General features: G+C 66.7%; 23 protein-coding genes. 9 read left to right on the forward strand and 14 right to left on the reverse strand.

Annotated features, from left to right (window positions below; genetic code table 11):
• Positions 1–197: 197 nt before the first annotated feature.
• From EU513_RS00445 to EU513_RS15655, 5 genes are read left to right on the forward strand one after another with little or no spacing between them, the layout of a single operon-like run.
• Positions 198–1,193 carry a hypothetical protein gene (locus tag EU513_RS00445; protein ID WP_129623897.1) on the forward strand — a complete coding sequence of 332 codons (996 nt, stop codon included), beginning with the start codon at positions 198–200 and terminating at the stop codon, positions 1,191–1,193.
• Entirely contained in the window at positions 1,193–2,410 is a 1,218-nt protein-coding gene (locus tag EU513_RS00450; RefSeq protein ID WP_129623898.1) for a hypothetical protein, read from the forward strand. The genes EU513_RS00445 and EU513_RS00450 overlap by 1 nt, the downstream gene beginning before the upstream one ends.
• Before the next feature lies 1 nt (position 2,411).
• Positions 2,412–2,636: a hypothetical protein gene (locus EU513_RS00455; RefSeq protein ID WP_129623899.1), complete on the forward strand. Its 225-nt coding sequence runs from the start codon at positions 2,412–2,414 to the stop codon at positions 2,634–2,636.
• Complete coding sequence (locus EU513_RS16525) at positions 2,633–2,761, forward strand: hypothetical protein (protein ID WP_255407399.1); 129 nt, start codon at positions 2,633–2,635, stop codon at positions 2,759–2,761. Before EU513_RS00455 ends, EU513_RS16525 begins: the two co-directional genes overlap by 4 nt.
• A gap of 22 nt (positions 2,762–2,783) precedes the next feature.
• A complete protein-coding gene (locus tag EU513_RS15655; protein ID WP_168990076.1) occupies positions 2,784–2,933 on the forward strand; it encodes a hypothetical protein in 150 nt (49 codons plus the stop codon).
• Here the strand turns inward: EU513_RS15655 and EU513_RS00460 are convergent.
• Together EU513_RS00460 and EU513_RS00465 are read right to left on the reverse strand one after the other, a co-directional pair.
• Positions 2,916–3,716, reverse strand: a complete 801-nt coding sequence (locus EU513_RS00460; protein WP_168990077.1) for a bifunctional 2-polyprenyl-6-hydroxyphenol methylase/3-demethylubiquinol 3-O-methyltransferase UbiG — start codon at positions 3,714–3,716, stop codon at positions 2,916–2,918. The two genes, EU513_RS15655 and EU513_RS00460, sit on opposite strands and share 18 nt — an antisense overlap.
• A complete protein-coding gene (locus tag EU513_RS00465; protein ID WP_168990078.1) occupies positions 3,713–4,969 on the reverse strand; it encodes an MFS transporter in 1,257 nt (418 codons plus the stop codon). The genes EU513_RS00460 and EU513_RS00465 overlap by 4 nt, the downstream gene beginning before the upstream one ends.
• 751 nt (positions 4,970–5,720) lie before the next feature.
• Between EU513_RS00465 and EU513_RS00470 the strand changes: the two genes are divergently transcribed.
• From EU513_RS00470 to EU513_RS00480, 3 genes are all read left to right on the forward strand, one after another.
• Positions 5,721–5,900 carry a hypothetical protein gene (locus EU513_RS00470; protein ID WP_129623902.1) on the forward strand — a complete coding sequence of 60 codons (180 nt, stop codon included), beginning with the start codon at positions 5,721–5,723 and terminating at the stop codon, positions 5,898–5,900.
• A gap of 9 nt (positions 5,901–5,909) precedes the next feature.
• The gene (locus EU513_RS00475; protein WP_129623903.1) at positions 5,910–6,170 is read left to right on the forward strand and encodes a hypothetical protein; all 261 of its coding nucleotides are present in this window, start codon (positions 5,910–5,912) and stop codon (positions 6,168–6,170) included.
• Between the two features lie 266 nt (positions 6,171–6,436).
• Complete coding sequence (locus tag EU513_RS00480) at positions 6,437–7,681, forward strand: cysteine desulfurase-like protein (RefSeq protein ID WP_129623904.1); 1,245 nt, start codon at positions 6,437–6,439, stop codon at positions 7,679–7,681.
• Positions 7,682–7,761: 80 nt separating this feature from the next.
• On the opposite strand, the gene EU513_RS00485 is transcribed toward EU513_RS00480, so the two are convergent.
• The 11 genes from EU513_RS00485 to xerD form a co-directional block, all read right to left on the reverse strand.
• A complete protein-coding gene (locus tag EU513_RS00485) occupies positions 7,762–8,514 on the reverse strand; it encodes a PIG-L deacetylase family protein (RefSeq protein ID WP_129623905.1) in 753 nt (250 codons plus the stop codon).
• A 32-nt stretch (positions 8,515–8,546) separates the two neighbouring features.
• Positions 8,547–9,305 (reverse strand): PIG-L family deacetylase, encoded by a 759-nt coding sequence (locus EU513_RS00490; RefSeq protein ID WP_168990079.1) that lies wholly within the window; start codon positions 9,303–9,305, stop codon positions 8,547–8,549.
• Positions 9,306–9,429: 124 nt separating this feature from the next.
• Positions 9,430–10,899, reverse strand: coding sequence for a ribosome biogenesis GTPase Der (gene der, locus EU513_RS00495; RefSeq protein WP_129623907.1), 1,470 nt, complete (start codon positions 10,897–10,899; stop codon positions 9,430–9,432).
• Between the two features lie 38 nt (positions 10,900–10,937).
• Positions 10,938–11,615 carry a 1-acyl-sn-glycerol-3-phosphate acyltransferase gene (locus EU513_RS00500; RefSeq protein WP_129623908.1) on the reverse strand — a complete coding sequence of 226 codons (678 nt, stop codon included), beginning with the start codon at positions 11,613–11,615 and terminating at the stop codon, positions 10,938–10,940.
• Entirely contained in the window at positions 11,608–12,279 is a 672-nt protein-coding gene (gene cmk / locus EU513_RS00505) for a (d)CMP kinase (RefSeq protein WP_129623909.1), read from the reverse strand. Before cmk ends, EU513_RS00500 begins: the two co-directional genes overlap by 8 nt.
• A 37-nt stretch (positions 12,280–12,316) precedes the next feature.
• Positions 12,317–13,387 (reverse strand): prephenate dehydrogenase, encoded by a 1,071-nt coding sequence (locus EU513_RS00510; protein ID WP_345770841.1) that lies wholly within the window; start codon positions 13,385–13,387, stop codon positions 12,317–12,319.
• Positions 13,388–13,495: 108 nt separating this feature from the next.
• On the reverse strand, positions 13,496–14,359 hold the full coding sequence (locus EU513_RS00515) for a pseudouridine synthase (RefSeq protein ID WP_129623910.1): 864 nt from the start codon (positions 14,357–14,359) through the stop codon (positions 13,496–13,498).
• The gene (gene scpB, locus EU513_RS00520) at positions 14,356–14,997 is read right to left on the reverse strand and encodes an SMC-Scp complex subunit ScpB (protein WP_129623911.1); all 642 of its coding nucleotides are present in this window, start codon (positions 14,995–14,997) and stop codon (positions 14,356–14,358) included. The genes EU513_RS00515 and scpB overlap by 4 nt, the downstream gene beginning before the upstream one ends.
• Entirely contained in the window at positions 14,990–15,916 is a 927-nt protein-coding gene (locus EU513_RS00525; protein WP_129624130.1) for a ScpA family protein, read from the reverse strand. The genes scpB and EU513_RS00525 overlap by 8 nt, the downstream gene beginning before the upstream one ends.
• Before the next feature lie 61 nt (positions 15,917–15,977).
• The gene (locus tag EU513_RS00530) at positions 15,978–16,832 is read right to left on the reverse strand and encodes a ParA family protein (RefSeq protein ID WP_205744615.1); all 855 of its coding nucleotides are present in this window, start codon (positions 16,830–16,832) and stop codon (positions 15,978–15,980) included.
• A gap of 314 nt (positions 16,833–17,146) precedes the next feature.
• Positions 17,147–18,073 (reverse strand): site-specific tyrosine recombinase XerD, encoded by a 927-nt coding sequence (gene xerD / locus EU513_RS00535; RefSeq protein ID WP_129623913.1) that lies wholly within the window; start codon positions 18,071–18,073, stop codon positions 17,147–17,149.
• Between the two features lie 103 nt (positions 18,074–18,176).
• On the opposite strand from xerD, the gene EU513_RS00540 reads away from it, so the two are divergent.
• On the forward strand, positions 18,177–18,902 hold the full coding sequence (locus EU513_RS00540; protein ID WP_129623914.1) for a hypothetical protein: 726 nt from the start codon (positions 18,177–18,179) through the stop codon (positions 18,900–18,902).
• Here EU513_RS00540 and hisS read toward each other — a convergent pair.
• Positions 18,889–20,235 (reverse strand): histidine--tRNA ligase, encoded by a 1,347-nt coding sequence (hisS, locus tag EU513_RS00545; RefSeq protein ID WP_129623915.1) that lies wholly within the window; start codon positions 20,233–20,235, stop codon positions 18,889–18,891. The genes EU513_RS00540 and hisS overlap by 14 nt on opposite strands.
• Between the last annotated feature and the right edge of the window lie 11 nt (positions 20,236–20,246).

The following is a 20,246-nucleotide window of genomic DNA, read 5'->3' on the forward strand; positions in this document are numbered from 1 at the left end:
GCCATTGCGCGGTTCGTCGACCCGTGACGTCCATTTTTCACGGACGTCGCACCGTCAGCATCATGTTGGTCGATCGACTCGCGCATGACATGTGCTCACAACCGCAACCGGATACTGAGCGCATCCTCCGGTTGGCTCTGCGGTCCCCTGAAACGGAGAAGGCGATCCGTCGCGCCGTTCGCCGGGCATCTCGCAACTTGTCGCCGGCCACCGTCGATGAGATCACCGACCAAGTGCGCTCGAAGGTGCATGCCGCACTCGGGCGTTCGATCATGGGTACCCCCGGTGCCCCACCGACGTTCCACCCGTCCAAAGTCGCCGACGGTGCATCGTTCAGTGGCTGGCTCGACCGGTTCTGCACCCCGGTCGCCGCCCACGAGGTCGCCTCGTTCCTGCGGTCCTGGAGGCCTGCCACGCCGATCGACCCGACGGACCTGGCTGATCTTGAAGTGCCGTGGATGGTGCCTTCGGCGGCGCGTGCCCGCGAAGACCTCATCGACCAGATCGCCCAGGGACTGCATCACGACCAGTCGGCTCTGCGTGGATCCTCACGTCACCTGCGCTTGGCGAACGCCCTGGCTCGCGGACTCAACCTGAAACCGTTGATGCGTCCCACCTTCGAAGGGCCGCACCAGCGATCGGAGTTCCTGTCATGGGTGGCGACCGACGAAGGCGTCGCCGCTGTGGTGTTCGCGCTCGGCCGGATCGCCTCCGGCAAGGAGACCGCGTGTCCCATCCGCCACCTGCGCGTCGTCGAGCAGATGGTCAGCCACCACAAGGTGTCCGAACTACGCCGACTGCTTGACCAGCAGGACGTCGTGTTGCGTCAGATGCTCACCGCGGCTGCGGTCCCCCGTCCTGTACCGAAGCAGTCGTTGTGCCAGCAGCTCATTGCCAACCTGCAGACCCAGAACCCGCAGGCCGTTCCCGGGCGGATTACCAAGCTCGTGCGCACCTGGGCCACCGCAGCAGCCGAGCTCGAGGTCTCCGAATGGCGCGACCCGAACGCCGCGGAGAAGACCCCACAGCAACGGCAGGTCGAGTGGGCGAAGTTCAGCTCCTGCGCGGTGGACGCCGCCGATAACACCACCACCTTCGCCGGTATGACGCCGGTTCAGATCAGCGCCCGCCTCGACGAGATGTTCAACGCGCTCGAGCAGGCTGCTGTCGCCCACGCTGAGGAGATCGCCTGATGCGCACCACCCGCGCGCTCGTGGCCGCCCTTGCCATCGGATCGGTCGTCCTGACCGGCTGCGGTGAGACCAAGCCGACCACCATCACCAAGACCGTGACCGTGAAGCCGTCAGCGCCGACCGCCAAGACGGTCACCAAGATGTACGACGCAGGATCTTCGGAGCCCTACGACGGCATGATCACGTTCGGGGACGGCGGAATCGTCGCCACACCGGAGGGAACGTGGCACTTCGGACTCGGCAAGGTTGCCAGCTCCGTCGACGGCGAAACGATGAGTTACCTCACCGAAGGTAAGAACGTCCTGGTTCCGGTGGCGTGGTCCTTCACCCCGCCCGGCGGATACTCCCAGGCCGAACAGGCCGGGGCTGTGAGTCAACCGGACCAGACCGAGATCCGGATGGTCGCCGGCGGCAAGCCTTACCTGCTCACGCCGGACATGACGAGTTCCGACGCTCAGATCGTCGCCGTACCCGGAGCGGCCAACCAACCGCTGTTCCTACGGGTCACCTACCGCGACCTCACGCAGACGATTGACCTGCGTACCGGCAAGGTCACCGGCACCGAACGCGCCGCCGGCCTGTACGACGGGCTGTCGGCCTCCGGCTCGGGAACCTGCCCGGAGATCTCCAACGGCTTCACTTCCGGCGTCGGTCTGCAGGTGCGCGCGACCTGCGGCATCGTCGCGGTCACCCGGGCCTCCTACCGCAAGGGCTCCGGGTGGGCTCCGGCCGGGACCGCGTGGGTCACGGCCACCGTCATCGTCAACCCCGGTTCTTTCGTCTGGCACAACCCGGACAAGACCGTCTCGATCTACAGCACCAAGGTTGAACTGACCGGGGCAAGCCTGGGTGGGAAGCCGAGCAGTTCGATCAGCCGCACGGGCAACTCCTTCAACATCACCTTCGCAGCCCCCGCCGGCAAGGCCTCGATGCAGCTGGTGCTGAACCAGAAGCTCACCGGCATCACGACGCAGGTCGCCCCGCCGCAGACGGCCGCAGTGGCACCGGAGCCGACGAGCACGTCGACATCGCCGACCTCGACCGCTGCACCGTCCGATCCGTCAAGCAGCCCGAGCGACCCCAGCGCGCCGCGGAGCACGACGTCGAGCACGGTTCCGTCGCCGAGCAGCACCAAGACGCTGCCGGGAGTCAACGCCCCGCAGACGGTCACCCTCACCCAGAACGTCGTCTCGACGATCTCCTTCCGGAAAGCATGACGTGGCGAAGTCGCAGGCACAGCTCTATCGTTGGCAGCACCCAGGAACCGGCGAAGTCATCACTTCCCGGCGCGGGTTGGCGATGTTCGTGGCATTGCAGTACGGCCAGGATGAGCCCGAGCTGCGTTACGGGACACGCGTCGCGTTGCTGGCCGCACTCGCTGGTCTCACCGCGCTGGTCTCACTCGTCGGACTCGGGTGGTTCGTCCTCGGATTCGGGCAGTGAACCAGGCTCAGGAGAAGCGCCGCAGGAACGACGAGGCCGAGGTCACCGCAGGCAAGGTCGTTGTCGTCTGCCTGTTGTTGTTCTTCTTCGTCGCCATCTCGATCGCGGTCGTTCTGACAGCCTGATGCCCGGTGCGACGATGTCGTCATGCGCGAGGTCGACGAGCACGGTCAGCGGCGATTCGTCGTTCAGCAGGTGCTCAACACCGCTTGGCCGCCGAACGCGCGCACCATCCGCCCGGCGCCGACAGGAATCCCCGTGCAGCCCGGCGGTGAGGCGTCATCCTCCTCGACGTAACACCAAGTGATAGAGCCTCGCCACCGAGCGGTAGGGATCCCTGGAACCGGCGAGGCGCTCAAGCTCCAAGAGCGCTGCCAGCTCAGCGGGATCCTGGGGGACATCAGTGTCCTCCAAGTGATCCGTGAACACCCGCACCCCAAACTCCGCTTCGGGAACGAAGCCGAATTCGGCGGCGACATCAACCAGCGTGTCGCGATCATGGGTCCACGTCGGCAGGTATCGACTCTGCGCCTCGTCGCCGTGCTGCATCGCGGTAAGTGCCTCATCCCAGCGACGCTGTAAGGCCGATCGCATAGCGATTGACCGCGGGTTCGTGGAAAGCACGGAGACGCGTGCCGTGCTCTTGAGGACACGCGATGCGGCCTCGAAGAAGGGTCGAACATCTTGGAAGTACATGAGCACGCTGTGGAGCAGCACCGCATCGCACTCGCCGGCGCCGAGACTCTCCAGCCGCCGACCGTCGTCCGGCACTAGGACAACCCGCGAGGCAAGCGCTTCCTCCAGGGTCTGAATTCGCGACTTCACCATGGCCAGCATGTCGGGGTCCGGGTCGCAAACCGTGACACGGAATCCTTCGCGTGCGAGCATGATTGCCTGCTCGCCGAACCCGCCACCCACGTCGACGACGTGGCCCTCCGTCCGCGGAAAGACCTCCAGGAGTTGACTCGAAACCAGTTCGAATCGGACACGTCCCAGAACCGACTCGGCGTGTTGTGCGTAGGCGGGCCCGAGCAGGTCGGCGGAAGGCGTCCACGCGTCACCGCAGGCACCCACGGTCACCCTTGCACCCACATGGCCGCCACCCCGGCCAGCAGAACGTAGAGCAGGACTGCTGCGGTCAGCGCCGCCTCCGCACCCGCGGTCGAGCCGACGGTGCCACCGACCAGCAGTCCGGGGAGTGCGGCAGCCTCCAGTCCGATGCTGGCGGCGGACATCGTCCGTGCCACGCGGTGACTCGGCGTGATCATCTGCAGGCGCCCCATCGTCGACGCGATCATGAGAGTGCCGAAAAGGGCTGTGACGAATTCGTAGGCGATGGCAGCCGGAAGCGCCCAATGACCGAGACCGTTGGCGCCCAGGAGCAGGCCGATGGCGAGAGCGGACATAACAGCACCGGTCGCCAGCACAACGCTCGCCCGGAAGCGGCCGGCGACCGCGCGGACCAGCAAACCCCCGACAATGCCGCCAGGAGCGGCTGCGGCGAAGGTGACACCGATGAGCCACATCGGAATCCCGAGTACGTCCAACAGGAACACCAGGATCGCGGGCGCCGAGACGGAAGCAACGAACCCGATCATCCAGATGGTCAGCAATGGTCGGTTCGTCCGAATCGACGTCCACACCGACGTGGCATCGCTCGATAACACGTCCTCATCAGCCTTGGCCGCCTCACCGGTGGCGCGACGCAATGATCGGACGCATATCGCTGATACCACGCTCAGGACGACGTCGATGAGAAGCACCACCGGCGGCGGAACGAACCGTGTCAGTGCGGGGCCCACCGCTTCGCCGACGACTGAGCCCGCACTGTTCACGCTGCTCAAGTGCCCGGTCATGCGGAGCCGTTCCGGCCCATCCGCGATTCTGCCGACCACCGCATACCCGGAAGTGGAGACAACCGTGCGGCCGAGGGCGATGAGTAGAACGCAGGCCAGAAGGAAGGGGTAGGTCAGCACGCCGATCATCCAGGCCGCCCAAATCAGGGCTGACCCGATGGCTGCAAGCACAAGGGCCAATGCCTGAATGCTTGCCTCGTCGGTCCTGTGATCCAGGATCCGCGCGATCGGAAGGCGAAGCACAAGTGCTGTTCCGAGCGTCGCGATCAGGACGGCGCTGATCTGACCCGGACCGCCCCCGAGCGTTACCACGATGACCAGTGGGATGACTGCTTCCGCCGTCGAGCTGCCGACCACCGCGATACCCCGCGTCGCGAGGTAGCGCCGCTGCAGTGCGGAGCGACGCGCTGCCTCCAACCGCGGCGCGTCGGTGAGTAACTCGCGCGCCTTACCCAATGGCGACGGTCTCCGGCCCACCGCAGAACAGTACTGATCAACAGGACCAGAAACACCGAAATTCCGCCCAAGAACCTTGGCTATTGCGGCGTCAGGACGCCGGTCGGCGCCCAATTGTGCGGCCAGCCACCCATTAGAACTTGTTGCAGTCGAGAGCACCGCGCGGCGGAGCGCTGGCGACCCAGCCACCACTTGGCGACGCCACCGTGTCCAACGAACGAGTGCCCACGACCCGTATCGACTGGTGCATCACTCAGGCGTCGGCCGACCCTTCAGCATTCCCAACCCGACTGCCCGACTAGCGTTTCCGCAGGTAAGAGGTGGTTTCAGTTAACCACCGGGACCGCCTCTTTCATGTTTCCGACCGGTCGTCTATGCACTGTGTGCGGGCGCATCCGGCCATCCGGCCGTCGGGCTGGCTGTCGTAGGCCGGCAACCCGCGGGCACTCGCCCACCTCCGGTTAGCCGGCGGTAGCCCCGGAGGCTTCGTAGTGATCCTCGATGGCCGCTGCCGCACAACAATCTGAGTACAGGGGCTTTCGCTCCAACCGGCCAGAGAATACGTTCGTCAGCACACGCCGCTCGCGGGGACTTCCGAGGGACAAATGCTCAAGCGACTAATAGCACTCGCCGCGACGGCGGTACTTGCAGGGCTGGTGCTGTTTTCCGCCGGCCGAACCCTGAGGCAGTACGGCGCAACTTTGAAGGTTGGATAGCGATGAAACGACTGGGTATCCGACTTTGTACCGCGCTGGCAGGGTTTGTTCTTGTGATGACAGGCTGCTCCGGGCCGACGGGTCCTGAGCCGACGCAGACCGGTGGAACGATCCCGGTTCTCACCCAGTCGACTGCGGGGCAGAAGTACTCCGAACTGAAGGCGAAGCACCCGGCCGTCAACGGTATGTACCAGACCGGAGCGAGCTCCTTCTTCGTGATCGTCCCCGCTCAGTAACGCGCCGCGATGTCCACGATCAGGGACGAGGGCTTCTTGCCGCGCATCTCCGAGGTTGGGGATCGTGAACTTCGACGCACCCAGCAGGACGTCGAGAAGATTGACCCAACGGGCCGACAGATCACGGGCGTCGGTGTCGATCTTCGCAATCTGCGCGTGAACGTACGGATCACCACTGCCGCGTCCAAGGGGGAGGTCGGCAAGAAGGTCCGCGCCCTGAACCACGTGAATGTGCAGGTGTCCGACGAAGTGGAGACCGCCGCCCAGTAGCCATGGCCCGCTTGCCGGTCGAGACGGAGCACATTTTTCACCTGGCCAGGTCTGGTCAGCTTACGCGCTTCGGTCTCACGGCCTCGTCGCGCATGGTCGGCCGACCGGCGCCGGGCGACCGTCATCAGCCAGGCCGTGGGGTTGGCGAAAATCCCATCGCCCGGCACACAAGACGTACCTGGTCGACGTTCGCTTTCCGACCGTCGAAATCTGCTCCCTCATCTTCTCCGTCCCGCTGTGTCAGAGCGCCGTGCCACGCTGAGGCCATGAACTTCGACACGCAAACCCAGTCCCCCGCAGCGCCCTTGGACGTCGAAGCGATCCGTCGCCACTTTCCCGCACTCCACGATGGAGCGGCACACTTCGACGGTCCGGGCGGCACCCAGACCCCGGACGTGGTTGCCGATGCCATCCGGCACACCATGCTGAGGCCGCTCTCCAACCGGAGTTCGAGCACGGCGGCCGGACGCAACGCCGAAGATGCGGTCACCGAGTGCCGTGCCGCCCTCGCAGACCTGCTCAACACGCGAGCGGAATGCGTCATCTTCGGCCGCAGCATGACCGCGTTGACCTTCGAGATGTCCCGGACGCTGTCGGCACTGTGGTCTCCCGGCGATGAAGTCGTCGTGTCCCGGCTGGATCACGACGCGAACGTCCGCCCCTGGGTCATCGCGGCGGAACGTGCCGGTGCCACGGTGCGCTGGTTGGACTTCGACCCGAAGACCGGCGAACTTCCTGTGGAGGTGCTGAACGAACAACTCACTGATCGCACCAGGCTGGTCGCCGTCACGGCCGCGTCGAATCTGATCGGCACCATGCCTGACATTCGCGCCTTCGCCGACGCGGCACATTCCGTCGGAGCGAAGATCTACGTCGACGGCGTCCACTACACCGCCCACGCGGGCGTGGACTTCAAAGCAAGGGACGCCGATTTCTTCGCCTGCTCGCCCTACAAGTTCTTCGGCCCGCACTGCGGAGTGCTGACCGGAAAGCCCGAACTGCTGGCCGAAGTTCACCCGGACAAGCTCCTGCCGTCGTCGAACAATGTCCCCGAACGCTTCGAGCTCGGCACGCTGCCGTACGAACTGATGGCCGGCACCACGGCTGCGATCAACTTCCTCGCCGGGTTCGGCGCGGCCACCGGATCGCGTCGGGAACGTCTGCAAGCCAGTCTCAAACTCGTTGAGCAGCACGAGGACCGGTTGCGCGAGCAGATCGAAGCGGGACTGTCCGAGCTACCCGGTGTGACCATGTTCTCCCGGGCGCGCCGGCGCACACCCACCTTGCTGGCGACCTTCGCCGGTGTGCAGTCGTCCGCTGTCAGCGAGTTTCTGGCGCAACAGGGCGTCAATGCCCCGGCGTCCTCGTTCTACGGCTACGAAACGTCCGAATTGCTCGGACTCGGGGAGGCAGGTGGCGTACGCATCGGGCTCGCTCCGTACAACAACGACCGAGATGTCGCCCGACTCCTCGACGCGCTGAACGCCTACTTCGCCCGCGAGACCGGGTGAGTCACCGGGTTCGGCCCGTTCAGCGCTGCCCTGGGGCGACCGTGCGCTCGTGGACGAAGGGCGCTCAGTGGCGACCTACTTCACTCCTCCTCGTCTCCCGTGGACACCCCTATGTCGTACACACGGAAGAGCACCGCGTACTGCGATCCGGCGGCCCGGCCACCGTCCTTCAGGATCTCCGGAATGAACTTCTCCGGCTTCGGATGGCCCGGCAGATCGGCGAGGTACGCCTCGTGGCACTCCAGCGACGCAACGGCCGCGGCGACCGCGTCCTGATCGACAGTCACGGCGTGCGTGGCGTCCGGGTGACCACCGACGAGCAGCCGGCCGGTGCTCCACTTGGCGAGACCCTCATCGGCAAGTTCCCGGAAGACCCAGGTGTTGTCCGCGTCCCGCACCGCGTCGATCGTCGCCATGCCGGCAGCGCGGTGATCGGCCTGGTTCAACCCGCCGTACGCCTCCAGGTCGAAGTTCATCGTCATGACCGCGTCCGGGCGAACCTCGCGGATCACCCGCGCGATGTCGCGCCGCAGTTCCAGCGTCGGCATGAGCATTCCGTCCGGGTGGTCGAGGATGCGAAGCTGCTTCACGCCCACGGTGTCGCAGGCTCGCTGCTGCTCCTGCGCGCGCATCGGTCCCACCTCCTCCGGCGACCGCTGCATACCCGCTTCACCGCTGGTCAGCAGCAGATAGGTAACCTCGATCCCGCGCTTCGTCCACGTGGCAACGGCCGCGGACGCGCCGTACTCCATGTCGTCAGGATGCGCCACCACGCACAGGACGCGAGACCACGACTCGTCAGGAAGGGTGGGAAGGACAGCACGCTCGGTCATGCGATCACCGTACGCGCAGCGTTCGACCGAGGTCAGAGTTCGACCGGGCGCAGACCGATTCTCGTGACGATCGGTTCGCGTTGCCCACCGACGTGAACGACCTCGTCACCGTCGACGGTCAGCTGCGACGCGTGGGCCCGGAGCGCCTCGCGCACACTGGGCAAGTGAGCCGACAGGTCGCTCCACTCGATCCGATCGAGGTCTCCCCCGACCTCCCGATCGGGCGGAATGACTTCCAGCATCGGCAGACCGCGAATTTTCGCGACCTCGCGGGTGATCTCCTGGGTGCGGACGTGGTCGGGATGGCCGTACCCGCCGTTCTCGTCGTAGGAGATCAGCACTTCCGGACCGATGGCGTCGACGTACGCTTCGAGGTCTGCCACAGCGTCCGAAAGCTCTGCGGCAGTGAGAGATTCGTCGTCGGCGTCCTCGGCGGGACCGGCGACGGTCTCGGTGATCCACCGCATGCCTGAATCGCGGTAGGTGCGCTCCTGCGTCTCCCCCGCAGCTCGTGCGGGCGGGCTGCCCAGGAAGGCGTGACCGGCGACCCCCAGCACCCGAAGGGCCGACGCCAGTTCGCCCTCGCGCAGCGCGACGAGCTGGTCCGACCCTGGTTCGACGCCCGAGACGGCAGGCGTCAGTTCGCCACGCTCGCCGCGTGTCGCGGTCACGACCCGCACCTCCACACCGCGTTCGACGAGCTCGGCGATCAGCGCACCGGTCGCGAGAGTCTCGTCGTCAGGATGGGCGTGGACCAGCAGAACTCGACGCGCGCCACTCAGCACACTCACGGATATCGGCCTCTCTTGGTCGGCGGCAGAAAGAACGCGGTCAGCCGGTGAGTCGCTGTAGCCGCGGCGTGCGCAGCAGGTCATCACCCAGGGCGCGTTCGATCATCCGGCATGCCGACCCGGACTAGCGCTGCTTGCGCTTCTCGCGCACCCGCATCGACATCTCGATCGGGGTGCCCTCGAAGCCGAACTCCTCGCGGATGCGGCGCTCGAGGAAGCGTCGGTAACCCGCCTCGATGAAGCCGGACGCGAAGATCACGAACCGCGGCGGACGCGTGGAGGCCTGCGTCGCGAACAGGATGCGGGGCTGTTTACCACCGCGCACCGGGTGCGGGTGACCGGCGACGATCTCGCCGATGAACGCATTCAGGCGGCCCGTCGGGATGCGGGTGTCCCAGGACTCAAGGGCGGTCTCGATCGCCGGAACCAGCTTCTCGACATTGCGACCGGTGACCGCGGAGATGTTCACCCGCGGCGCCCAGGTCATCTGGACGAGTTCGCGCTCGATCTCGCGCTCCAGGTAGTAGCGGCGCTCCTCGTCCAGCAAGTCCCACTTGTTGAAGGCGACCACCAACGAACGACCGGCGTCGATGACCTGCTGCACCACGCGGATGTCCTGCTCGGCGATCGACTCCTCGGCGTCGATCAGCACGACGGCGACCTCGGCCTTCTCGATCGCGGTCTGCGTACGCAGCGAGGCGTAGAAGTCGGCACCACGGGTCTGGTGCACGCGGCGCCGAATGCCGGCCGTGTCGACGAATCGCCATGTCTTGCCGGCGAGTTCGATGTACTCATCCACCGGGTCACGGGTGGTGCCGGCCACGTTGTCGACGACGACACGGTCTTCACGGGCCAGCTTGTTCAGCAGCGAGGACTTGCCGACGTTGGGGCGTCCGACCAGTGCGACGCGGCGCGGACCGCCGCGCTGATAAGCACCCGAGACGGTCGACTTGTCGGGGAGCACATCCAGCAGCGCGTCGAGCGCGTCGCCGGTGCCGCGTCCGTGCAGCGCAGAGACGGGCCAGGGCTGGCCCAGGCCCAGCGACCAGAGCATCGCGGCGTCGGCCTCGGAGCGCTGGTCGTCGACCTTGTTGGCGATCAAAATGACGGGCTTACCCGATTTGCGGAGCAGTTTCACGACGGCCTCGTCGGCGTCGGTCGCACCGACGGTCGCGTCGACCACGAAAAGGACGGCGTCGGCGAGGTCGATCGCGACCTCGGCCTGCTCGGCAACGCGCAGGTGAATACCCTGGGCGTCGATCTCCCAGCCGCCGGTGTCGACGAGCGTGAACCGGCGTCCGCTCCATTCGCCGTCGTAGGCGACGCGGTCGCGGGTGACACCGGGGACGTCCTCGACGACGGCCTCACGGCGTCCGATGATGCGGTTGACGAGGGTGGACTTGCCGACGTTCGGGCGGCCGATGATCGCGACGACCGGGCGGGTCGATTCCTCCGACTCCTCATCGAGGTCGGCGCCCTGTCGTTCGAGGAGGGCGCGGTCCTCTTCACTGAGGTCGAAGTCCTCCAGTCCGGCACGCAAGGCGCGCTCGACGTTCTCCTCGTCGGTGACGGTGGGGGGATTCTGCTCAGTCATTGATCCATCATCCCCGACACCTGGGTTGAACGAGAAACTCAGAGGACCGGTGGGGCGTCGACCGGCAGCTTGAGGCCGGTCTCCTCGACCGCGGCGTGCACGTGTTCGGCCAAGCGGGAACGGATCTCCTCCGTCGCCAACTGCAGTTTCTGCCGACCTGGGACGCCTTCGTAGGGCGGCAGATCGAACGGTTCACCGAACACCACGCGCAGCGTCGCGCCCGGCCTTGGCCAGGACTCCCGACCGCGCCCGGTTCCGCGCGTCCCGAGGGTCGCCGCGGGGACGATCGTGGCTCCGGTCTGCAGCGCCAGCCACGCCGCGCCCTGGTGGGCCGACTCGACCGTGCCGGTGCCCCGCGTCCCTTCGGGAAAAATGCCGAGCGCATGGCCGTCGGACAGCAGGGATTTCGCGACAGCCAGCGCCTGCCGATCGCCGGTGCGCTGTTCGATCGGGATCTGGCCCATGCCGCGCAGCAACCGGCCCCACACGGACTTGAAATAGCTCTTCTTCACCAGGAAGTGAACTGTGCGTGGCGCGAGGCAGAAGACGAGCGGGCCATCGAGGAATCCGGTGTGGTTGGAGATGATCAACACCGGTCCGGTGCACGGAACCCGTTCGGGGTGAAGGGCTTTCGCGCGCCACCCGAACCTCACCAGTCGGTTGCCGATGCCGCGTCCACGGTCGGACCAGCCGCGGTCGAAGTCGATCTCAGTCACGTCGGGCCCCCTGGACGATCTGCAACACCGCCGCCAGCGATTCCTCGAAGGTCAATTCGGAGGTGTCGACGAGCGTGACGCCGTCGGCGGCGGTCATGAACTGGGAAACGGTGGAGTCGGCCTTGTCGCGGTCGACGATCTGGGAGCGGGTCGCCTCGACGGTCGAGCTGAGTTCCTTGGAACGGCGCGCGAGCCGTGCCTCCTCGCTGGCCGTCATCAGGATCCGGACGTCGGCGTCCGGTGCGACGACCGTCGTGATGTCGCGGCCTTCGGCGACGACTCCCCCGGTCTGTTCCGCGAGCTGCTGCATGAGCGCCCGCTGTCGCTCCCGCATGTTCGCGCGAACCTCGAGATTGGTGGCGACCTTCGCGACCTGACGGGTGAGTTCGGGCTCGCGGATCTCTGCATCGATGCGTCGATCCCCCACTGCCACCGTGGGGTTCGAGGGATCGGTGCCCATCTGCAGGTCGAACGACTTCGACGCGTCCGTGACCGCAGGTCCGTCGTCCAGGTCGACGTCCTGGTCGAGACACCACCAGGTGAGGGCCCGGTACATCGCGCCGGTGTCGAGGTAGCCCCAGCCGTGCTGCTTGGCGACGAGCTTGGAGACGGACGACTTGCCGGTGCCCGAGGGGCCGTCGATCGCGACCTGGATCTGCTTCATGCCACTCCCTTTTCGTTCGTCACCATTGTCGCCACCCTCACTCATGCACGCTCCATCCCTTCGCGGTGAGTTCATCGCGCAGTCGCTCGGCCACGGACGGGAGCACCGACACTTCGGCGAGGCCGACCGGTGCACCCTGACCGTGTTCCAGGCGCAGGTCCTCCATGTTGACCCCGGCCGCACCGATGTCGTTGAACAGTCGGCCGAGCTCGCCCGGCCGGTCGGGCACCACCACGACGAGCGTGGCGTAGGTCGTCGGTGCGCTGCCGTGCTTACCGGGGATGCGCGCGTGGCCGAGTTGGCCGTCGGCGATCACCCGGGCCAGCACCTGCCGGGCTCCGTCCTCGTTGCCGGCCGCCAGATCGGTGACCGCCTGCCGAACGCGACCGAGGTCGTCCAGCAGAGCATCGAGCACCGGGGCGACGGCTGCCGCATTGCCGGCGAGGATCTGCGTCCAAAGCATCGGATCACTCTCGGCGATGCGCGTCACATCACGAATTCCCTGTCCGGACAGACCGATTGCTTCGTCCGACAGTTCACGCAGCCGTACGGCGACCAGACTGGCGGCGATTTGGGGGACGTGCGAGACCGCCGCGACGGCGTGGTCGTGTTCGGCGGCGTCCATCGTCGTGGTGGCGGCGCCGGTGGCCTCAGCCACAGTGCGGACCGCGGCAACGGCTCCCGGGTCATCATCCTGGGTCGGGCAGATCACCCAGGTGCGCCCTTCGAACAGATCGGCGCGCGCGGCGACGGCACCGGAGCGTTCGCGTCCGGCCATCGGGTGTGACCCGACGTAGCGCGACAGATCGGCGCCGGCGGAGCGCAGTTCGTCGAGCACCTGCTGCTTCATCGAGGCGACGTCGGTGACGACGGCGCCCGGCCAGCGGTCAAGTTCGGCACGGACGACGGACACAACGACGTCCGGTGGTGCGGCCACCACAACGACCTCGGGTGCATCGGTGACGTCGATCTCGCCCGCTCCCATGTCGCGGGCGATGGCCTGCGACGTCGGGGACGGATCACTCAACGAGACACGGAACCCGCTGCGCGACAACGCAAGTCCGATCGACGTTCCGATCAGGCCACAGCCGACAATCCTTATGTGCACGCAGATGCTCCAGCCATGTTCGGGGCCCCCGCAACGTATCGGAGCGACGAAGGAGCGGAGAACTTTGTGGGGTCAAGCCCACAGACGACGACTCTGACGTGCATCCGTCTACAGTCCTGCCGCCTTGTAGAGACCCTTCACCTCGGCCGAGGACAGCGGACGCATCTTGCCCGGTCGCAGGTCACCCAGCTGAACCGGGCCGACGTCGGTGCGCACGAGGGACTCGACGGGGTGGCCGACCGCCTCCATGATGCGTCGCACGATGCGGTTGCGGCCCTCGTGCAGGATGATCTCGAGCATCACCCAGCCGGGTCGTGAGTCGACGACTTTGAAGGAGTCGACCTTCACCGGGCCGTCCTCGAGTTCGATGCCCGCACGCAGTTCCTTACCCAGGCCACGGGGCAGCGGACCCGGGACGACGGCGACGTACGTCTTCTGCACGCCGTACCGCGGGTGCTGCAGACGGTTGGCGAGTTCGCCGTCGTTGGTGAGCAGCAGCAGTCCCTCGGTGTCGGCGTCCAGGCGTCCGACGTGGAACAGGCGCTCCTTGCGGGGGCCGACGAAGTCGCCGACCGACTCGCGGCCGAGATCGTCGTCCATCGTCGACACGACACCGAGCGGCTTGTTGAAGGCGAAGTAGACGCGGCTCTCGTCGAGCACCACGCGCTCACCGTCGACGTGCACGATCTGCTTCAACGGGTCGATGCGCACCCCGAGTTCGGTGACGATCTGGTCGTCGACCGACACGCGTCCGTCGGCGATCAGCTGTTCGCAGACGCGGCGGCTGCCCACGCCGGCGGCAGCGAGCAGCTTCTGCAGGCGTACGCCGTCGGGGTCGTGGACGTCGATCGGCTCGGCCGGGGCCTGCCGCTTCGGCGGGAGCGGCGCTCCGCCGCGGTTCGCGGTGGTACCCGACGAACCCTTGCGGTGGTTGGTCTTCTTCGCCGGACGGCGGCCGTTCGGAGTGCTCATGCGTGTCCCTGCTCAATCAGTTCGTCGATCACGTCGGTCTCGGGTAGGTAGGGGGCAAGCGCGGGCAGTTCGTCGAGTGACGACAGGCCCATGCGCTGCAGGAAGTAGGGGGTGGTGCCGTAGAGCATCGCGCCGCCGTCGCCGTCGGTGCCCATCTCGGTGATCAGGCCACGGGTGGTGAGGGTGCGGATGACGCCGTCGACGTTCACGCCGCGCACCGCGCCGACCCGGGCGCGGGAGATGGGCTGGCGGTACGCGATGACGGCGAGGGTCTCCAGCGACGCCTGGGTCAGCTTGGCCTGCTGACCGCCCAGGAGGAACTTCTCCACAGCCGGTGCGTAGTCCGCCCGACTGTAGACGCGCCACCCACCGTTGATCTCGCGGATGGTGAATCCACGCTGCTGCAAGGCGTATTCGTCCTCGAGCGCGAGGAGGTGTTCCCGGACGTCGTGCTCCTCGAGTTCGAGGGCGTCGGCCAGCTCGAGAGGCGTCAGCGGCTGGTCGACGACCATCAGGATGGCCTCGATCGTGCTGCGTGCACCACCTGGGAAGTCCTCGACGTCGAAGCCTTCGGGCTCGACCGGCACCTCGATCGCGGGCACCGGCACGTCGAGCGGTTCCTGTTGCGGCTCAGTCATCGCCGGCTCCTTCGTCATCTGGTGCTGTGGTGTCGGGGTCGGGCTCAGCCGTCGGCACCGGGTCGTCCTCGTCGAACTCGGCGCTGACCTCCACGTGAGTATCTGTGTCCGCGGTCCAGCGCACGGTGAGATCGCCCAGCGCCTCCTCCTGCTCGAAGACGATCACCGCCTCCTTGAACAGTTCCAGCACAGCAAGGAACCGCGCGACGATCACGAGCGTGTTGTCGGCGTCGGCAACCAAGTCGCGGAACGACGAAACCGGTTGCGCCCGAAGCTTGTTCGCGACGATCTCGGCTTGCTCACGCACGCTGACCGCAGCCTGGTGCAGATGCTCCAGACCGACCGACGGCGGCATCTTCGGGATCATCGCGGACGCCGCGATCATCGCCAGTTGCTCGGGCGTCACATTCATGACGAGTTCGGGCAGCAGACCGGCGAACTGCTCCTCCAAACCTGCCTGGCGGGCCGTGATGCGTCCGGCGGTCGCCATGCGCTGATCGAAGGCTGCGGCAACCTGCTTGAACGCGCGGTACTGCAACAGTCGTGCGAACAGCAGGTCGCGCGCCTCGATGAGGGCGAGGTCGTCCTCGTCCTCCGGGCCGGAGTTCGGCAACAACCGAGCAGCCTTGAGGTCCAACAGAGTTGCCGCGATGAGCAGGAACTCCGACGCCTGACCGAGGTCCCAGTCGGCCTTCGTCTTCTGTGCCTGCCGGATGTGCGCGATGAACTCGTCGGTGACCTTGTGCAACGCGATCTCGGTGACATCGAGCTTGTGCTTGGCGATGAGTCCGAGCAGCAGGTCGAAGGGCCCGGAAAAGACGTCGAGGTGCACCTGGAACGGGGTGGACGCACTGCGCTTGGTGATCACGCCACCGGGTACGACCTCTTCCGATGTGGATTCGTCAGCGGATTCGGCCATCAGTGGAGCGTCGCCGGACTCGATCGCGTCCTCGATGACGTGAGTGGGCTCGCCGCCCTGCTCAGGCTGCGTCGCCGCGGGCGATGAGTTCACGAGCCAACTGTCGGTAGGCCTCGGCTGCGCCGTGGTTGGAGGCGTACTTGGTGATCGGTTCGGCCGCGAGGGTGGCGTCGGGGAACTTCACCGTGCGGTTGATCGTGGTGTGGAACACCTTGTCGCCGAAGTGGTCGACCACTGATCGGACGACGTCGCGGCTGTGCAGCGTGCGTCCGTCGTACATGGTGGCGACGATGCCGTCGATCTCCAGGCGCGGGTTGAGGCGGTCGGTGACCTTGTCGATGGTCTCGACCAGCAGGGCGACACCGCGCATCGCGAAGAATTCGCACTCGAGCGGGATGATCACGCCGTGTGACGCGGTGAGCGCGTTGACCGTGAGCAGACCCAGGCTGGGCTGGCAGTCGATCAGGATGACGTCGTACTCGTCGGCGACCGGACGCAGCACGCGCGCCAGGATCATCTCGCGAGCGACCTCGCCGACCAGCTGGACCTCGGCAGCCGACAGGTCGATGTTGGCCGGCAGCACATCGAGATTCATGACCCCGGTGCCCTGGATGACTTTGTGGATGTCGTGACCGCGTTCGACCAGCAGGTTGTAGACGGTGAGGTCGAGTTCGTTGCTGCGGACGCCGAGACCGGCGGAAAGCGCACCCTGCGGATCGAAGTCGACGACGAGGACGCGCCGGCCGTACTCGGCCAGGGCTGCGCCGAGGTTGATCGTCGTGGTGGTCTTGCCGACCCCGCCCTTCTGGTTGCACAACGCGATGATGCGCGCGGGTCCGTGACTCTCCAGCCGCTTGGGGTACGGGAAGGTCGGTAGCGGGCGACCGGTGGGACCGAGGGTCTCCTGCTGGCTCAACTTCACTCCTAGAACGTGCTCTGGCTCTCGCCGATCAGCGGCCAGCCTATGCCACCACCCCAACCCGCGCCCAGTCCCCGATGAAGACGGTGGCCGAACTGGGGCGGAGTGCCTGCACTTGTCCTGAGCCGACGCGAGGTCCGAGCGTCGTGTCGAAGGGATCGAGAACCCACCCACGCCCGCTGGTTGAGCCCGACGGATGAGGAACGAATCCGTCGGTGCCGAAACCCCCCGAACCCTCGACGCAAACCCACTCCGTTCCCCAGTCACCATTGAAATCGGCGTGAGTTCGTGCTCTTCGCCGGAGGGTGAGATCAGCGCGCCCTCGGGTGCGATCCGGCGAACACCTCACGCAGTTGCTGGACGGTGACCAGCGTGTAGATCTGCGTGGTGGTGACGGAGGCATGACCGAGCAGTTCCTGCACGACGCGAACGTCGGCACCGCCGTCCAGCAGGTGCGTCGCGAACGAGTGGCGCAGCGTGTGCGGCGACAGGTGAGCGGTCAGTCCGGCACGCTCCCCACAGGCCTGAATGGTGTTCCACACCGACTGGCGCGACAGGCGTCCGCCGCGCTGGTTCAGGAACAACGCGGGCGTCCCCTTGCCCTTCGATGCGAACACCGGACGGGCACGGACGACGTACGACTGCACTGCGTCCTTGGCGAACGAACCGAGCGGTAACAACCGTTCCTTGTCGCCCTTCCCCAGGACGCGGACGGTGTCGGTCTCGAAGTCGACGTCGTCGACGTCCAACCCGGTGATCTCGCTGACGCGCGCACCGATGCCGTACATCAGCTCCAGCATTGCCCTGTCCCGCATCGAGTTCGGCGTGTCACCGACGCTCGCCGCGTCGAGCAGTCGCGCCACCTCGTCCTGGCTGATCGCCTTCGGCAACCGTCGTCCCGGAGTCGGCGGGGACACACCTTCGGCCGCGTCCTTGGTGGTCTCCCCCTCCAACGCGAGGAACTTGTGGAAGCCGCGCACGGCCACCAGCGACCTGGCCGCAGACGACGCCGCGAGTGGCGGATGCTCGTCGTCGCCCTCTCGCAAGTGAGCCAGGAACCCGCTGACCTCGTTCTCCCCCACCTTCACGGCGTCCGTGACACCGAGGTCGGCGAGATAGCCGCGGTAGCGCTCGAGGTCGCGACCGTACGCCTTCAGGGTGTGTACCGAGACACCGCGCTCCACCCGCAGGTGATCGAGCCACCCGCGGATGTTGCGTTCGAGCGCGGTGGCAGCCATGGACGTGCATTCTGCCCTCTGCACCGGCCGATCGGGACGAGCGCGTCCGCGCGGCGTGGCCGCCGGGTAGGTTCCATCCCATGCGCATCGCGAGGGGACACCGATGAAGCTCTACGCCGAACGACCGATCCGACTGCTGCCGCAGATCCTGTTCGACGCGGCGATCGTCACGTGGCTGGCCTTCTGGTGGAACGTCGCGAATCGCGTGAACAACACGGCGGACGCGTCGACCGTCGGTGCGAACAAGCTGGAGACGAGCGCCGCCTCGCTTTCGGGCAACCTCACCGAGGCGGGCCAGCGCCTGCGCCAGGTGCCGTTGGTCGGCGACACCCTGCAGTCGCCGTTCGACAAGTCGGCCGCGGCAGCCAACCAGATCTCGGCGGCCGGGCGTGACATGTCCGTCGGCATCGACGACCTCGGGGATCTGCTCGGCTACCTCACCGCAGCAGCTCCGTACCTGTTCGCCCTGCTCCTCTGGGGCATGATCCGTATCCCCTGGCTACGCAAGGCGTCCCAGGCCGCCAAGCTGCGCAGGACGACGGCAGGCATGGACGTGCTCGCGCTCCGAGCATTGCAACACCGTTCGGCTGCAGAGCTTTTCGCGGTGTCGTCCGGACCGGCGACGAGCTGGCGCACCGGTGACGAGGAGACCAATCGGGCCCTCGGTGAGCTGCACCTGCGCAAGCTGGGTCTGAACGCAGCCAAGGCCGAACCGATCGTGTCCCGTGCTGCGACGGCCCGCCCGGTGACCGCGTCGGAGCCGGATCGCGGGCCCACCGGTCCGGCCACTGAGCCGGTGCGGCGGGACGACGACGTCAGTCCGTCGTAGGACTCACCAGCGACGGACGCAGGTCGGCCTGCGGCGGCGTCCACGAGGAGCGGTCGGCTGCCGACTGCTCGCCGGAACGGATGTCCTTCACCTGGTCGCTGCCGTCCTCGCCGGCCCCCGGGAACCACACGAACGGAATCCCGCGACGGTCGGCGAACTGGATCTGTTTGCCGAACTTCGCGGCCTTCGGCGCCACCAGCGTCGCAATCCCGCGACTGCGTAAAGCCGTTGCGATGTGGGTGGATTCGGCCCGCGAGTCCTCGTCGTTGACGGCGACGAGCACAGCGACCGGGGTCTCCCGGGAGGCCGTCAGGCCCTCCTCGCCGATGAGCAGACCCAGCAGGCGCGAGACGCCGATCGAGATGCCGACCCCGGGGTAGGTGCGCTTGCCGTCGGTGGCGAGCGAGTCGTACCGACCTCCGGAGCAGATCGACCCGTAACCGGGGTCGCGTTCGAGCATCGTCTCGTAGACGGTGCCGGTGTAGTAGTCGAGGCCGCGCGCGATGCGCAGGTCGGCGATCGCGACGCCGGGAGCGTGCTCGGCCGCGGTGGCGATGACCGACTCGAGGTGCGCCAGTCCCTCGTCCAGCGTCGGGTGCTCGACCCCAAGGGCACGGACACGCTCGACGAACGAACCGTCCGGTGAGTTGATCTCCGCCAACGCGAGGCACTGCTTGGCCTGCTCGTCGGTCAAGCCGTTCGCGACCAGGAGCTCCGCGACCTTCTGCGGCCCGATCTTGTCGAGCTTGTCGACGATGCGCAGCGTGCCGATCACGTCGTCGATACCGAGACCGAGGTAGAAGCCCTCGCAGATCTTGCGGTTGTTGACGTGAATCGTGTAGTCACCGACCGGTAGCCGCGCGAACACGTCCGCGATGACCAACAGCAGTTCGGCCTCATAGTGCGCGGGCAACTCCCCCGCATCGACGATGTCGATGTCGGCCTGGATGAACTCGCGGTACCGGCCGCGCTGCGGTCGTTCACCGCGCCAGGCCTGCTGGATCTGGTAGCGACGGAAGGGGAACGTCAACTTGCCGGCGTTCTCCAGCACGTAGCGCGCGAACGGCACCGTCATGTCGAAGTGCAGGCCCAGCGTCGGCTCAGCCTGCTCGTCGGCGGGGGCTGCCAACCGGCGGACAGCGTAGATCTCCTTGTCGGCGTCCTCGCCCTGGCTGGACAGCCGCTCGACCGACTCGACGGAGCGGGTGTTCACCGAGGCGAAGCCGTGCAGCTCGAACACCTCACGGATGGTGTCGAGGAAGTACTGCTCGGCGATGCGCTCGGTGGGCAGCCATTCCTGGAAGCCACTGATCGGAGTGACCTTGGAAGCCATGTGTTGTGAAT

It is taken from the genome of Yimella sp. RIT 621 (assembly GCF_004146205.1).
Taxonomy (GTDB): Bacteria; Actinomycetota; Actinomycetes; order Actinomycetales; family Dermatophilaceae; genus Yimella; species Yimella lutea.

Excerpts from the sequence above, each read along its gene's own strand:
- EU513_RS00450 (WP_129623898.1), top strand. The coding sequence starts at position 1,193 with ATGCGCACCACCCGCGCGCTCGTGGCCGCCCTTGCCATCGGATCGGTC.
- EU513_RS15655 (WP_168990076.1), top strand. The coding sequence starts at position 2,784 with ATGCGCGAGGTCGACGAGCACGGTCAGCGGCGATTCGTCGTTCAGCAG.
- EU513_RS00470 (WP_129623902.1), top strand. The coding sequence starts at position 5,721 with ATGACAGGCTGCTCCGGGCCGACGGGTCCTGAGCCGACGCAGACCGGT.
- EU513_RS00475 (WP_129623903.1), top strand. The coding sequence starts at position 5,910 with ATGTCCACGATCAGGGACGAGGGCTTCTTGCCGCGCATCTCCGAGGTT.
- EU513_RS00480 (WP_129623904.1), top strand. The coding sequence starts at position 6,437 with ATGAACTTCGACACGCAAACCCAGTCCCCCGCAGCGCCCTTGGACGTC.
- EU513_RS00485 (WP_129623905.1), bottom strand. The coding sequence starts at position 8,514 with ATGACCGAGCGTGCTGTCCTTCCCACCCTTCCTGACGAGTCGTGGTCT.
- der (WP_129623907.1), bottom strand. The coding sequence starts at position 10,899 with ATGACTGAGCAGAATCCCCCCACCGTCACCGACGAGGAGAACGTCGAG.
- cmk (WP_129623909.1), bottom strand. The coding sequence starts at position 12,279 with ATGAAGCAGATCCAGGTCGCGATCGACGGCCCCTCGGGCACCGGCAAG.
- EU513_RS00515 (WP_129623910.1), bottom strand. The coding sequence starts at position 14,359 with ATGAGCACTCCGAACGGCCGCCGTCCGGCGAAGAAGACCAACCACCGC.
- scpB (WP_129623911.1), bottom strand. The coding sequence starts at position 14,997 with ATGACTGAGCCGCAACAGGAACCGCTCGACGTGCCGGTGCCCGCGATC.
- EU513_RS00525 (WP_129624130.1), bottom strand. The coding sequence starts at position 15,916 with ATGGCCGAATCCGCTGACGAATCCACATCGGAAGAGGTCGTACCCGGT.
- xerD (WP_129623913.1), bottom strand. The coding sequence starts at position 18,073 with ATGGCTGCCACCGCGCTCGAACGCAACATCCGCGGGTGGCTCGATCAC.
- EU513_RS00540 (WP_129623914.1), top strand. The coding sequence starts at position 18,177 with ATGAAGCTCTACGCCGAACGACCGATCCGACTGCTGCCGCAGATCCTG.
- hisS (WP_129623915.1), bottom strand. The coding sequence starts at position 20,235 with ATGGCTTCCAAGGTCACTCCGATCAGTGGCTTCCAGGAATGGCTGCCC.